Annotated in this window: 1 protein-coding gene; it reads left to right on the forward strand. The window is 64.4% G+C overall.

Features of this window, described 5'->3' with window-relative positions:
* On the forward strand, positions 1-584 hold a 584-nt coding region (locus tag AWB67_RS39210), incomplete at both ends, for a CsgG/HfaB family protein (RefSeq protein ID WP_327367307.1).

Genomic DNA, 584 nt, shown 5'->3' on the forward strand with positions numbered 1-584 from the left:
TCAGCCGGCAACGCGACGCTCACACCGCCCACGCGCGTCACGCGGGACCTCACGCACCTGCCGCCGCCGAAAGGCAGGATCACCGCAGCCGTGTACGGCTTTCGCGACCTGACCGGCCAGTACAAGCCGTCGCCGGACAGCTCGTTCTCGTCGCAGGTGACCCAGGGTGGCGCGTCGTTTCTCGTCAAGGCGATGCGCGATTCCGGCTGGTTCACGCCGGTCGAGCGCGAGAATCTTCAAGACCTGCTGACCGAGCGCAAAATCATGCGCGCACTGGAGACGCCTGACGACAAGAACCGCGCCGGGTCCACCGTTCCGCAGATCGGCGCACTGGCACCCGCGAGCATCGTGCTGGAGGGCGGCATCGTCGGCTACGACTCGAACATTCGCACGGGCGGCGCCGGCGTCGCTTATCTGGGCATCTCGGCGTCGCAGCAATATCGGGTCGATCAGGTGACCGTGAACCTGCGCGCGGTGGATATCCGCAACGGCACGATCCTGAACAGCGTCTCGACGACCAAGACTATCTATTCGATTCAGGTCGACACCGGCGTGTACCGCTTTATCGGCTTCAAGGATTTGCT

Origin of the sequence: Caballeronia terrestris (genome assembly GCF_001544515.1) — a bacterium.
Taxonomy (GTDB): domain Bacteria; phylum Pseudomonadota; class Gammaproteobacteria; order Burkholderiales; family Burkholderiaceae; genus Caballeronia; species Caballeronia terrestris.